Genomic DNA, 12,145 nt, shown 5'->3' with positions numbered 1-12,145 from the left:
GCCGACGGCTCCCCTGTTGCACGGCCCTAGCCGCGTTCGACCGGCAGGCCGGCGGCCTTCCAGGCGCCGATGCCGCCAGCGAGATGCGTGTCGATGCTCGACTGCGCACTGGCGCAGCGGTCGAGTGCAAGGCCCGAGCGCTTGCCGCCAGCGCATTGGAGCACGATCGTCTTGCCCGCTGCATCCGGAACATTACGCAGTGCGAAGGTCGAGAGAGGGGCGTTTACTGCGCCCTTGATATGCTCGGCGGCAAACTCGTCGGGTTCGCGCACGTCGACGAGGAGCGCCGAACCATCGGCCAGCATCGCCTTGAGGGTCTGCGCATCGATTTCGCGGTGCGCCTTGGTCTTGCCGAATCCGAACATGCCCGGGCCTCCTGATTGGATCATCAATTTGTATATTGCATATATCGTGTAATCATTATATTCAGTCAAGCACGATATTGAGGCGAGGAACCGACATCATGAACAAACCGAAGATCGTGGTGCTGGGCGCCGGCTTGGGCGGCACCATCGCCGCCTACGAAATCCAGGCCGCCGCCAAGGGCCGCGCCGAAGTCATGATGGTGTCGGACACGGAAACCTATTCGTTCATCCCTTCGAACCCGTGGGTGGCTGTCCGCTGGCGTGAACCCGAGGCGATCCAGGTGCATCTGCCGCCGATCTTCGCCAAGAGGAAGATTGGCTTCACGGCGGTGGGGGCGAAGCGATTGCACGCCACCGAGAAACGCCTTGAACTCAATGACGGCAGCAACATCAATTACGATTATCTCGTAATTGCTACTGGCCCTGATTTAGCGTTCGACGAAATCGAGGGATTGGGGCCGCATGGCGGGCACACCGTTTCGATCTGCCAGACCGCGCACGCCTCGGCTGCGGCGGACGCATTCGATCGGTTCGTCGAAAACCCAGGCCCTATCGTCGTCGGCGCGGTGCAGGGCGCGTCCTGCTATGGCCCGGCTTACGAGTTTGCGCTGATCCTCGACACCGAACTTCGCCGGCGCAAGATCCGCGACAAGGTGCCGATGACCTTCGTCACCGCCGAACCCTATATCGGCCATCTCGGGCTCGACGGCGTCGGCGACACCAAGGGCCTGCTCGAAAGCACATTGCGCGAGCGCCACATCAAATGGGTCACCAACGCGCGCGTCGCGAAGGTTGAAGCGGGCATGATGCATGTCGAGGAGATCGCGGAAGGGGGCGCGGTCGCCAAGACGCACGATCTGCCGTTCGCATTCTCCATGATGCTGCCGGCTTTCCGCGGCGTGGCGGCCGTGCGCGATATTCCGGGCCTCACCAACCCGCGCGGCTTCATCCTGATCGACAAGCACCAGCGCAATCCGGCCTTCCGGGAGATCTTCGCGCTCGGCGTCTGCGTCGCGATCCCGCCAACCGGGCCGACGCCCGTGCCGGTCGGCGTTCCCAAGACCGGCTTCATGATCGAGAGCATGGTGACCGCGATCGCGGCTAATCTGGACGCGATCCTCGACGGCAAGGAGCCCACCGCCGAGGCGACCTGGAATGCGGTGTGCCTCGCCGACTTTGGCGATGGCGGCGTCGCTTTCGTCGCGCAGCCGCAGATTCCCCCGCGCAACGTCAATTGGGCGGCGAGCGGAAAATGGGTCCATTTCGCCAAGATCGGCTTCGAGAAATATTTCCTACGCAAGGTGCGCAAGGGCGAAAGCGAGCCCTTCTACGAGAAGCTCGCGCTTCACGTCATGGGCATCAAGAAGCTTCGTTTTTGAGACCGCATAACAGGAGAATTGCCATGACGATCGACCGCGCTGTTTTCATCTTCCTCGGCTGCGTTGTCCTGCTTGGCGTGACGCTGTCGCTGACCGTCCATCCCTATTGGATCGGCCTGACGATCTTCGCCGGGCTCAACGCGATTCAGACCGGATTTACCGGCTTTTGTCCGGCGGCGATCGTCTTCAAGGCGCTCGGCTTCCGACCAGGCGTTGCGTTCAAATGACCGCCAAGCGCCGCCTTGCGCACCTGATGCTGTGGCTTGGCGCCCCGCTGGCGGTGTGCAACGCGGCGCAAGCCACTACGCTTGACGAGGCTCTGGCTGCGGCGATCGCGCATGCGCCCGAAATCGCCGCAGCTGACGCGGATGCGGATGCGGCCAAGGCGCGGCTCGAGCAGGCGAAAGCGGGCCGGCTGCCGACCGCGACGCTCAGCGGCACGATCGGCTATGGCCGCCTCGATCCGCGCGGCTTCTTCGGACTTGGCGCGGCGAACGTGACCCCGCGCGCCGCGCAAATAACGGTCGAGCAGCCCCTATTCACCGGGGGCAGGGTCAGCGCTGGGGTCGATCAGGCCCGCGCCGGTATCGTCGGCGCCGAGGCGGGGCAGGTCGGCATGCGCAGCCAGCTCGTGATGGCGGTGACCCAAGCCTATGGCGACGTGCTGACGGCCGCGCACATGGTCGATCTCTATGGCCGCCTTGTTATCCAAACGACCGAGATCGAGCGCCAGGCGCGGCTCAAGTTTCGTGCGGGCGAGAGCCCCAGCACCGACGTCTCCCAGGCGAGTGCCCGTCTTGCCGAGGCGCGCGCCGGGCTTGCCCGCGTCGAAGGCATGCGGGTTTCCTCTGCAGCGCATTTCCGTAACCTGACCGGCCTTGAACCGGTAGATCTTCAGCCGCTTCCGTCCAATCCCGCCCTTCCCGCCACGCTCGACGAGGCGATGGATGCGGCAACCCGCAACAATCCCGCGCTGGCGCAGTCCGAAGCCAGCCTACGCGCGGCTCAGGCCGCGGCACGCGGTGCGCGCGCGGAGCGCCTGCCAACGGTTGGTGCCTTTGTGGAAGGCGCCACGGTGCGCGATCAATTCTTTCCCGACTATCGCGCGGACAGCGCGACCGTCGGCATCCGCGCGCGCTGGGAGCTGTTCAGCGGCGGCCGGGTGTCGGGCAAGGTCGCCGAGACGGATAGTAGTGTCCGGGCAGCCGACGCACGGGCAAGGGCCATGCGGATGCAGGTCGAGGAACAGGTCATCTCCGCCTTTCAGGATGTTCGTACGGCGCAGTTGGTCGAACAGGCGGCAACTGAACAGGCCGCCGCCGCTGCGCAGGCGCTCGACAGCATTACCCAAGAGGTTCGGGTCGGCATGAAGCCGCAGCTCGACCTGCTCGACGCCGAACGCGAATCCATAGCCGCCGAGGCTGGCGCGGCGCGCGCGGGTACCGATCGTATCGTCGCCGCCTACCGGCTGCTCAGCCTGCTGGGTCGCTACTGAATCTAAGGATCGCCGCTATGAATAAGGATTGGCCGGAAATGGCCGCGCAACTAACCGGCGCGATCAAGGAAGTCCGCCTTGGCAGCCCAGAGGTCACAAAGGCCTTCTCGGCGATGGCCAGAGCTGCGACCGAGGCGGGAACGCTCGATACCAAGACCAAGGAACTGATCGCGCTTGCCATCTCTGTGGCGATCCGGTGCGATGGCTGTGTCGCCTTTCACAGCCAGGCGGCGGTCAAGCGGGGCGCGACGCGCGAGGAGATCATGGAGGTGATGGGCATGGCGCTCTACATGGGTGCCGGACCAAGCCTGATGTATGCTGCCCAGGCGGTTGAGGCCTTCGACCAGTTTGCGGCCCAGGCCGGCACCGAGCCTGGGAGTGCATGAGGTCGTGGCGGTGGAGCACGACATGACCGACTTGCCGCTCGAACAGGCCGTCCGCATTGTCGAGGGTGCGGCCGCCGGCGACGTTGCCGTGCACAGCGTCTTTGACGAGGCGACCTTTACCGCGACCCACGTCGTCAGCGATCCGGCAACCCGCAAGGCCGCGATCATCGACAGCGTGCTCGACTTCGACCCCGCGTCGGGGCGAACCTCGCACGAATCCGCTGATCAGATCATTGCCTATGTCGAAGCCGAGGGTTTAGAGATCGAATGGCTGCTCGAGACCCATGTCCATGCCGACCATCTCTCGGCGGCGCCCTATCTGCGGCAGCGCCTGGGCGGCACGCTCGCGATCGGACGCGATATCCTGACGGTGCAATCGACGTTCGGCGCGATCTTCAACGAGGGGCCGGACTTCGCGCGGGACGGATCGCAATTTGATCGCCTGCTACTCGATGGCGAACGCTTCCGGCTTGGATCGCGCGAGGGAATCGCGCTCCATGTCCCCGGGCACACGCCCGCCGATATGGCCTATGTCATCGGTGACGTCGCGTTCGTCGGCGATACGCTGTTCATGCCCGATTATGGCACTGCCCGCGCGGACTTCCCGGGCGGCGACGCCCAGACATTGTTCCGATCGATCCACCGGCTGCTGGGGCTCCCGGACCGGACCCGGCTGTTCCTTTGCCATGATTACAAGGCGCCGGGGCGTGAGCATTTCATGTGGGAGACGACGGTGGCGGCGGAGCGACAGGGCAATGTCCACGTCCATTCAGGCGTGACCGAGAAGGCGTTCGTCGCGATGCGTGAAGCGCGCGACGCCACGCTTGGTATGCCGCGGCTGATCCTGCCTTCGATCCAGGTCAACATGCGCGGCGGCAACCTTCCCGAGCCCGAGGACAACGGTACGCGCTATCTCAAACTTCCTTTGAACAGGCTGTAAGGCTCTCATGCTCGAGCCAGTCCAATATCTGCTGGGCGCCGCTTCGGGCTCCGTCGTCGGTTTCACGCTTGGTCTGGTCGGGGGCGGAGGCTCGATTCTGGCGGTGCCCCTCATGGTCTATCTCGTGGGCGTGGCTTCGCCGCATGTCGCGATCGGCACCAGTGCACTTGCGGTCGCTGCCAATGCCGGCGCCAACCTCATTCCCCATGCCCGGCAGGGCACGATCAAATGGCGCTGCGCAGGCATGTATGCGTTTGCCGGTGTGCTTGGTGCCTATGGCGGTTCGACGCTGGGCAAGGCGTTCGACGGGCAGCACCTGCTCTTTCTGTTCGCGCTGCTCATGCTGGTGGTCGGCGCGCTGATGCTGCGCAATCGCGGCAATTTGGGAAATCCCGACGTTCAGTGCCGGCGCGAAAATGCCCCCAAGGTCATTGCCTATGGCAGCGCGACGGGACTGTTCTCGGGCTTCTTCGGCATTGGCGGCGGCTTCCTGATCGTGCCTGGCCTCATGGCCTCCACCGGCATGCCGATGATTAATGCGGTTGGCTCCTCTCTCGTCGCAGTGACAGCCTTTGGCCTGACGACGGCGCTCAACTACGCCTTTTCCGGGCTGATTGATTGGGGCCTGGCCGCGACCTTCATAGGCGGCGGTATCATCGGCGGTGTCATTGGGGCAGCCGCATCCAAGCAGTTGTCCGCCCGCAAGGGTCTTCTCAACAGTGTCTTCGCGGTGCTGATCTTCTGTGTCGCCCTCTACATGCTCTGGAAAAGCTGGTCCGCAATGTGACACCTGCTCCAGCAGGATCGTCGAGCAACCCGACCGCTGCGGCACTCCGATTCTGGCAATGCCCCGCCAATGCCGTTGGTATTGCTTCTCGGAATCAGGGTGTTAGTCTGGCAGGGCGCCGCCAGGGTGGCGCCGAGGCTTGAGAACCTCGCTTCTGGTCGCGGTGGGGAAGCTGCGCCGGAGCGCCGGGATGCACGGCGATCGCCTGGGTGGTGTTGAGCTGGAGGCGGTCGCACCAGGGGGAAAGCACCGCCTCGACGATACCGAGAATCAAACGATGTTGAACCAGCGCCGCCGCGTGCGGCGTCCGGATGAGAAGGCGACCGAACCGCTTGGTGGTGTCGCCGTAGAAGCCACCCTGGCCGAATGGCGTGCGGGCGAAATCATTGGCCAGATCGTCGTCGAGCGCCGTGATCACTGCGGCCGGCAGTGCGTCGGGAATGATACAATAGCCCTGGGCCATCAGGTCGGCGGTGTGCCGCGCGATCTCGCCGGATAGGTCGGGTGTGTCGGTCATGTTCCGTCTCCCCCGCGTCAGGCCGCGACGCGTCGGTCGACGCGCAGCGCGGCTGCCGTGGTACGTCCGGACTCGAGCAGGCTCGGCGTTTCCGGGGTGATTTCGATGCGGAGCGCCGCCAGCATCGTGCCATCGATGACGCGCGGCAGCCCGAGCGGCATGCAGCGCCAGCCAAAGGCGAGTATCTGCTGGAACCAGCCCATCTCCGCGATCGCGCTATAGGCGGTGATCCCCGTCGCCAGCGCATGATCGACCAGCGCGGTTACCAGCATGTCGCGCACCTGGCGGCGCTCGCGCGCGCTCAGCCCGCGATCGAGGCAGAAGCGCGTGATCTCGAAGATGTCGGCGGCCTGCGGCGGCGCCTCGTCGCACAGTTCTGCATAGAGGCTGTCGAGGATATGCGGCCGCGTCGTCGGCAGGAGCCGGGCCGATCCGAGATGGGTGCCGTCGGGGTTGGCGAGGATCAGATAGGTTGCGTGGACATCGTCGAACTGGTCGATCTCATAGCGGCCATCAAGGACCGGTACGTCCCACTTTAGCAGATCGACGAAGACCGACTTGCGGGCGGCGAACATCGAACGCAGGACCGCGTCTGATGCCGACCGCGCGGCGGATTGAACAACATGCAGCATGAAATTGGCTCCTTGACCGTGATCGGCCAAGGGTCGCCCTGCTGCGGGTCACGCCGCTATTCCGGAAAAGGGTAATATCGGCGGCGAAAGATATCGGAGAAGGTCAGCGTTCCGTCGAAGAGCGTCAGGATCACCAGATATGTCCGCTTGTTCACACCGTAGCGCTCGCAAGCCTGCTTGATATGGCGGGCAACAGTCTCCTCGCCGACACCCAGGATTTGGCTGATTTCCCAGTCGCTCTTGCCCCGCGCGACCCAGAGCACGCAGTCGCGCTGGCGGTCGGTGAGGACCGGCCGCGGCGGCATCTGGAGGCCTCCGCGCATTGCCCAGAGCCGCCGCGCGCCCTCGAACGCGAACATCCCCGCAAGCTGCGCCAGCGGCAGCATCTCTTGGCGGATCGGCCGGCCCGCCTCGTTTGCGAACGAGCAGGAGCCGCGCGCCTCGCCGGGCACATGCGCCGGGACCGTAAAGCCGTCGCCGATACCCTGGTCGCGGCCCAGCGCCAGCACCCGGTGGTCTTCGCGGGTCATCGGGATCATCTCAGACATCCGCGACCACGGGAAACCCAGGCTGGTCATATGGCTCGCGCGGTGGACCGGGTCAGAGACGCCGAGCGCATTGCGGTCATAATAATCGGCCCAGCGCGCCGGATAATTATGGAGGCGAATGGCGCTGCCGCTGGCCGCGACAATGTCGACATGATGCGTCAGCGCGAAATATTGGAAGCCCAACTGGGCAGTCACCGCCGCCATTGCGGTGGTGAGATCGTCCGCGCTCGCCGCGGCCTCGACAACGCGCATAAACTGCGTCGCCATGCTGTGCATGCCCATGGGGCCGCTTCACGATCGCCGGCGATGTCTCAAGTCACCGCAATTCCGGTGATCGCCCTTTCCCGACACTTCGGGCCGGACTCTGGTGTCTCACGTCAGTGTCCGACGACTCCAGTAATAAAACTGTCATATCACAGAGGCTTTTCGCGAAAAAGCACGGCTCAACTCGATCCGGGACCGCCAAGTCGCAAATTGACCGTTACATCCATTTTGGTTGTTCTTGATCGCCGCCCCGATTGCTTTGCCAGGGGTGGCCGATGAGCGTGCCGACTGGCGGGCAACCCTCGCCGGACTGGCGCGACGCGGCGGGGTATGCGCGACTGCGCGGAATCGATCGCGCCGGATTGATGTGGGAATGGGTGCGCCGCGATCCCGACTATATTGCCTGGCATGTGCGGGCCAGTAGCGTCACCCGTGGCGTCCGTCCCGAACCGCTTGCATGGGGGCTTCACTTTCGCCGAGAATCCGAGCCGCGCTGCGCCCGAGGCCCGGATTATCTGGCATGTCGATTTCGATCCGGCAACGATTTCCGTCGCCGCCATTCCCGCGGATCGGGCGGATCCCGACAGCCTGGATCTTGACCTCATCGCGCCTTGGCTTGCCATCGCGATCGACGCGGACGAACGCGAACATGCCGTCCTTTCCGATGGCTGGCATCACATCCGTTTCGATGTCGAGGAAGGCCGCCTGTCGGGACAGCAAGCGGTCCTGCTGCACTTCAGATTGCGGGGCATAGTGTCTTCGGAGCGGAGATTGCTGCCGCTGCGCCGATTCCTCGACCTGTGTCGCAGGCGACGGTTCGCGCGCTCGTTGTTTCCGCCCGATCCCCAGATCACGCGCCTTATCGATATGCTCCGCGTCCATGATGCGCTCAGGGAAGGTGCCAGCCAGCGCGAGATTGGAGCCGCTCTGTTCGGCGAGGAACGAATTGCACGAGAGTGGAACGCTGCGTCCGATTCACTTCGCTCGCGGGTCCGTCGCCTGGCGCGTGAGGCCGGCGTTATGGCTGTGGGCGGCTATCGCTCGTTGCTCGGCAAAAAATCACGATAGCGAGTTCGCTTGTGTTTCCGCCACGCTGAAACGCTCTCGGGTACTCGGGCCACATCCAAAGACGAGCCGGCTCGCATACGGCTCACTGCCGGCTGCGATGGCTCGACATTAGCGGGGCGCATCGTTCGATTGCATTCGAATTCGGTGCCGACCAGCCGGGGGAAGCCGGCCGGCACCGAGCGCTGGCTTACCGGGGCGACAGTTTCGCCAGCGCAGCCTTGTAAGCTTCGTAATGCGTACCTTCGTCGACCGCGATCTGGCGGAACATGGCCGCGACTTTGACGTCGCCATCGGCCTCGGCCTGCCTGGCGAAATCGATATACATGGTGACGTTCTCATAGTGCTCGCCGGCCATGGCGTCCTCGAGGTTCGCGTCGTTCTTGCCGCCAAGCGGCAACGCCTGGGCTTCGCGATCGAAATGCTCATTGGCCTCGATGTTCGCCGACTCTCGGAACAGCCTGGCGAGTTCGGGCTTGCCAGCAGCCTCGGCCTGGTCGGCATAACGAAGATATTTGAGGTTGGCATAGGCCTCGCCGTGCATCGCGGCCTCGAGATTGGCGCGCGTCTGTGCCGAAAGCGGCTTCGGCTCGGGGGGAGCGGCCATGGCGCCGGTGGATAGGAGGGCAGCAGCGCAGGTCGCCGCCGAAAGCAGGATTCGGTTCATGATGAAAACTCCGGGTTGCGCCGAGAGCGGCGACAACCGGCATCTCGACCGAAGTCCTGACGCATCCCTGACGTTGCTTCGAAAATAACTTCGAAGTGCTGGTCGATTTCTATTTCACTGCCCTGTCAGCTTTTCGTCAGCGGCGGGGACCAGATCGATCGAACCGGGCGCATCGCCCCACCTCCGACGATCAAGGATTGCCCCATGAAGCGTTCTCTTATGCTCAAGCTCGTTTTGACCGCATCCGCCCTCTCCATCACTTCCATCGCCGTTGCAGCGCCCGTGTGCACCACTGTGCCGCAGGCGAAGTGGCTGACGCCGGTGCAGATGAAGGCGAAGATCGCCAAGATGGGCTACCGCGACATCAAGGTCTTCCAGGTGTCGGGCAGTTGCTACGAAATCTACGCCCACACCAAGGACGGCAAGCGCGCCGAAGTCTATTTCAACCCGGTGACCGGCGCCGTCGTTCAGAACAACGTCGATTGATCATGGCTGAGGTTGGCGCCGCTCCGCTCGCTATCCCTCCCGTCCCGGGCAAAGCCCGGGTCAGGGTGTGGGATCCGCTCGTCCGCATCTTTCACTGGACCGTCGCGGGCGGCGTCATCGCCAACCTGACCTTCCTGCGCCACGAGGAGGCGCCGCATATCTATGTCGGATATGCCGTTTTGGCGGCGCTCGCCATTCGGCTCGGCTGGGGCTTCGTGGCGCGCGGACATGCCCGCTTCGCCAGCTTCGTGCCGGGGCCGCGACGGCTGCTCGGCTATTTCGGAGCCATGATGCGGCATCGCGAACCGCGTTACGTCGGCCATAACCCCGCCGGCGCGGCGATGATCGTCTTGCTCATGGCGCTGCTCGCCACGGTTGGCACGACCGGGTGGATGATGGGCCTCGACGCCTTCTGGGGTATCGCCTGGGTCGAAACGCTGCACGAGGTCACGGCCAACCTGTTGATCGGCGCGGTCGCGCTGCATGTGATCGGCGCTATCGTCGAAAGTGTGCGTCACCGCGAGAATCTGCCGCTCGCGATGATTACCGGCTACAAGCGTGCCGCGGAGGGGACGGATATCGATCATGCGCCTGTTGCTCGTTGAAGATAATGCCCGGCTGGCGAGCCTGATCCGCGAAGGCCTCGACCGGCAGGGCTTCGCGGTTGACTGGTGCGAAACCGTCGACGGCGCCGAGCATGCGCTCAGGATCAATGATTATGACCTGATGCTGCTCGATCTCGGCCTGCCCGATGGCGAGGGTCTCGATCTTGTTCGATCCTTGCGCCGGCGCCAGGATATGATGCCGATCCTGGTTCTGACGGCGCGTGGTGGACTCGACGACCGGGTGATGGGCCTCGATGCCGGCGCCGACGACTATCTGGTCAAGCCGTTCCAGATCCCCGAGCTGGCCGCGCGCTGCCGTGCCTTATTGCGACGCCCCGGCGCTTCGCTTGGCACCCATCTGACCGTCGGCAATGTCATCCTCGATTCGGCCGAGCGCTCGGTGACGGTCGGGGGAACACCGGTCGACGCCACGCCACGCGAAGTCGACCTGCTCGAATGCCTGCTCCGGCGCGCGGGGCATGTTGTTGCCAAACCGGCGCTCGAAGGCGCGCTTTATTCGATGGATGCCGAGGTTACGCCGAACGCGCTCGAGGCGTGCGTGTCGCGGCTGCGCAAACGCCTGACCTCCGCCGCCGCTGACGTGCAGATCCGCACCGTCCACGGCGTCGGCTATGCCTTGTTCGCCCCCGCCACTGTCCATGGATAAGGCCGGCAATCGCAAGCGAGGGCCGACGGGACCGGCCCTGTTCCGTCAGATTGCGACCCGGCTCGCCGGGTTTACGCTCCTATTTGCGTTGCTCGACGTTGCGATCGTCGTGTTCACCTATAGCAGCCAGCCGGAATCGCTCGCGCAGGAACTGCTGACGCTGGAGGCCGGAAAAGCGCAATCCGCGACCGCCTTGGCACCCGATTTCCTTGCCGGTCCCCCGGGGGCCGAGCACTGGTCAGCCCGCTATGTCGACCAACGGGAGGTAGCCGCGGCGCAGCCAACGATTGGGTCGGTCTCTTCCCCCGGCACCCTGATGGACTGGACAAGGCGGGAGCGGGTGCCGGCCGGCTACCGGATAACGGGCGTTCGATCGGTTGTTCAGGACGGCCAACGACGCTGGCTGTTCATGCAGTTCGAAGGCGACGGCATCCGGCCCTATGTTCCCGTCATCGTCAACGAGATCGTCCAGCATGTCGCGCTGCCGCTGATCCCGCTGTCGGCGCTGCTGCTGCTGTTCAACGTCGTCGCGGTCCGGCGGGTTCTCACGCCGCTCAAGCGGGCTGAGGCGGAAGTCGATGCGCTTGATCCCGAAAACGGTCTGTCGCGCTTGTCGGAGGTGACCGAGCCGCGCGAGGTGAATACCCTCGTGCGTGCCGTCAACCGCGCGCTTATGCGCCTTGATGAATCGATGGCGATCCTGCGCGGCTTCACCGCCAACGCGGCCCATGAACTGCGCACGCCGCTGTCGATCATGCAATTGTCGCTCGACCGGCTGCCACCGAGCGAGGTGCGCGACGAACTGCAGGCCGATACCCAGCATATGACCCGCCTGGTCGGCCAGATGCTCGATCTGGCCCAGGCCGACGCGCTTGCGGTCGAGCCATGTATGCTGGTCGATCTCGCCGAGATTGGGCGCGATGTCGTGGCGATGATGGCACCGAAGGTGTTCGCTGCAAACCGCGACCTGAGATTCGAGGCGAACGGCGAGACCATGGTGCTGGGCCATGCCGAAGCGATCACCCGCATCTATCGCAACCTCATCGACAATGCGCTGGCGCACGCGCCCGGCGACACGCCGATCGATGTGACCGCGGGTCCCGGCCCCCAGCTCACCGTGCGCGATTATGGCCACGGCATAGCTGACGAAGACCTGCCGCATATCTTCGAACGGTTCTGGCGCAAGGACCGGCGCAAGTCCGATGGCGCGGGGCTTGGTCTTGGTATCGTCCAACGGCTCGCGCAGGCGCATGGCGGCACCATCACCGTCGAGAACCCGACAGGCGGCGGCGCGCTCTTCCGGGTTTCGTTCGCTGCGCCCGCGCGGGGCTGATAGAGCGAG

General features: G+C 64.5%; 17 protein-coding genes and 1 pseudogene. 12 read left to right on the top strand and 6 right to left on the bottom strand.

Going from position 1 to position 12,145, the window contains the following annotated elements:
* Nucleotides 1-26: 26 nt before the first annotated feature.
* Nucleotides 27-365 carry a rhodanese-like domain-containing protein gene (locus ACP7BY_RS10435; RefSeq protein WP_033965246.1) on the bottom strand — a complete coding sequence of 113 codons (339 nt, stop codon included), beginning with the start codon at nucleotides 363-365 and terminating at the stop codon, nucleotides 27-29.
* Nucleotides 366-463: 98 nt separating this feature from the next.
* Between ACP7BY_RS10435 and ACP7BY_RS10430 the strand changes: the two genes are divergently transcribed.
* From ACP7BY_RS10430 to ACP7BY_RS10405, 6 genes are read left to right on the top strand one after another with little or no spacing between them, the layout of a single operon-like run.
* A complete protein-coding gene (locus ACP7BY_RS10430; protein WP_137902955.1) occupies nucleotides 464-1,744 on the top strand; it encodes an NAD(P)/FAD-dependent oxidoreductase in 1,281 nt (426 codons plus the stop codon).
* A gap of 23 nt (nucleotides 1,745-1,767) precedes the next feature.
* On the top strand, nucleotides 1,768-1,971 hold the full coding sequence (locus tag ACP7BY_RS10425; RefSeq protein ID WP_033965221.1) for a YgaP family membrane protein: 204 nt from the start codon (nucleotides 1,768-1,770) through the stop codon (nucleotides 1,969-1,971).
* Nucleotides 1,968-3,239 carry a TolC family protein gene (locus ACP7BY_RS10420; protein WP_033965222.1) on the top strand — a complete coding sequence of 424 codons (1,272 nt, stop codon included), beginning with the start codon at nucleotides 1,968-1,970 and terminating at the stop codon, nucleotides 3,237-3,239. The genes ACP7BY_RS10425 and ACP7BY_RS10420 overlap by 4 nt, the downstream gene beginning before the upstream one ends.
* Before the next feature lie 17 nt (nucleotides 3,240-3,256).
* A complete protein-coding gene (locus ACP7BY_RS10415) occupies nucleotides 3,257-3,625 on the top strand; it encodes a carboxymuconolactone decarboxylase family protein (RefSeq protein ID WP_137902954.1) in 369 nt (122 codons plus the stop codon).
* Nucleotides 3,626-3,647: 22 nt separating this feature from the next.
* Entirely contained in the window at nucleotides 3,648-4,565 is a 918-nt protein-coding gene (locus tag ACP7BY_RS10410; RefSeq protein WP_137902953.1) for an MBL fold metallo-hydrolase, read from the top strand.
* Between the two features lie 7 nt (nucleotides 4,566-4,572).
* Entirely contained in the window at nucleotides 4,573-5,352 is a 780-nt protein-coding gene (locus ACP7BY_RS10405) for a sulfite exporter TauE/SafE family protein (RefSeq protein WP_137902952.1), read from the top strand.
* A 94-nt stretch (nucleotides 5,353-5,446) separates the two neighbouring features.
* On the opposite strand, the gene ACP7BY_RS10400 is transcribed toward ACP7BY_RS10405, so the two are convergent.
* The 3 genes from ACP7BY_RS10400 to ACP7BY_RS10390 are packed head-to-tail and all read right to left on the bottom strand — an operon-like array spanning nucleotide 5,447 to nucleotide 7,316.
* Entirely contained in the window at nucleotides 5,447-5,869 is a 423-nt protein-coding gene (locus ACP7BY_RS10400) for a phytanoyl-CoA dioxygenase family protein (protein WP_137902951.1), read from the bottom strand.
* Between the two features lie 17 nt (nucleotides 5,870-5,886).
* Nucleotides 5,887-6,501, bottom strand: a complete 615-nt coding sequence (locus ACP7BY_RS10395) for an acyl-homoserine-lactone synthase (protein ID WP_052192362.1) — start codon at nucleotides 6,499-6,501, stop codon at nucleotides 5,887-5,889.
* Between the two features lie 56 nt (nucleotides 6,502-6,557).
* Complete coding sequence (locus ACP7BY_RS10390) at nucleotides 6,558-7,316, bottom strand: LuxR family transcriptional regulator (RefSeq protein ID WP_033965250.1); 759 nt, start codon at nucleotides 7,314-7,316, stop codon at nucleotides 6,558-6,560.
* A gap of 272 nt (nucleotides 7,317-7,588) precedes the next feature.
* On the opposite strand from ACP7BY_RS10390, the pseudogene ACP7BY_RS10385 reads away from it, so the two are divergent.
* Nucleotides 7,589-7,729: pseudogene (locus tag ACP7BY_RS10385) on the top strand (transcriptional regulator domain-containing protein); the annotation flags it as partial.
* Between the two features lie 10 nt (nucleotides 7,730-7,739).
* On the opposite strand, the gene ACP7BY_RS10380 reads toward ACP7BY_RS10385, so the two are convergent.
* Nucleotides 7,740-8,048 (bottom strand): hypothetical protein, encoded by a 309-nt coding sequence (locus ACP7BY_RS10380; protein WP_212742092.1) that lies wholly within the window; start codon nucleotides 8,046-8,048, stop codon nucleotides 7,740-7,742.
* Nucleotides 8,049-8,084: 36 nt separating this feature from the next.
* Between ACP7BY_RS10380 and ACP7BY_RS10375 the strand changes: the two genes are divergently transcribed.
* Nucleotides 8,085-8,381: a DUF2285 domain-containing protein gene (locus ACP7BY_RS10375; RefSeq protein ID WP_212742091.1), complete on the top strand. Its 297-nt coding sequence runs from the start codon at nucleotides 8,085-8,087 to the stop codon at nucleotides 8,379-8,381.
* Between the two features lie 187 nt (nucleotides 8,382-8,568).
* Here ACP7BY_RS10375 and ACP7BY_RS10370 read toward each other — a convergent pair whose 3' ends face one another.
* Nucleotides 8,569-9,045: a rubrerythrin family protein gene (locus ACP7BY_RS10370; protein ID WP_033965228.1), complete on the bottom strand. Its 477-nt coding sequence runs from the start codon at nucleotides 9,043-9,045 to the stop codon at nucleotides 8,569-8,571.
* Between the two features lie 204 nt (nucleotides 9,046-9,249).
* On the opposite strand from ACP7BY_RS10370, the gene ACP7BY_RS10365 reads away from it, so the two are divergent.
* From ACP7BY_RS10365 to ACP7BY_RS10350, 4 genes are read left to right on the top strand one after another with little or no spacing between them, the layout of a single operon-like run.
* Nucleotides 9,250-9,531 carry a PepSY domain-containing protein gene (locus tag ACP7BY_RS10365; RefSeq protein WP_212742090.1) on the top strand — a complete coding sequence of 94 codons (282 nt, stop codon included), beginning with the start codon at nucleotides 9,250-9,252 and terminating at the stop codon, nucleotides 9,529-9,531.
* A 2-nt stretch (nucleotides 9,532-9,533) separates the two neighbouring features.
* Nucleotides 9,534-10,136, top strand: coding sequence for a cytochrome b/b6 domain-containing protein (locus tag ACP7BY_RS10360; RefSeq protein WP_137902950.1), 603 nt, complete (start codon nucleotides 9,534-9,536; stop codon nucleotides 10,134-10,136).
* The gene (locus ACP7BY_RS10355; RefSeq protein WP_137902949.1) at nucleotides 10,117-10,803 is read left to right on the top strand and encodes a response regulator; all 687 of its coding nucleotides are present in this window, start codon (nucleotides 10,117-10,119) and stop codon (nucleotides 10,801-10,803) included. Before ACP7BY_RS10360 ends, ACP7BY_RS10355 begins: the two co-directional genes overlap by 20 nt.
* Complete coding sequence (locus ACP7BY_RS10350) at nucleotides 10,796-12,136, top strand: sensor histidine kinase (RefSeq protein ID WP_033965229.1); 1,341 nt, start codon at nucleotides 10,796-10,798, stop codon at nucleotides 12,134-12,136. Before ACP7BY_RS10355 ends, ACP7BY_RS10350 begins: the two co-directional genes overlap by 8 nt.
* The last annotated feature ends 9 nt before the right edge of the window (nucleotides 12,137-12,145 follow it).

Source organism: Sphingomonas sp. PSPC2-2, assembly GCF_049897725.1.
Taxonomy (GTDB): Bacteria; Pseudomonadota; Alphaproteobacteria; order Sphingomonadales; family Sphingomonadaceae; genus Sphingomonas.
Note: the sequence above shows the minus strand (reverse complement) of the source record. Positions and strands in the feature narration are given on the sequence as shown.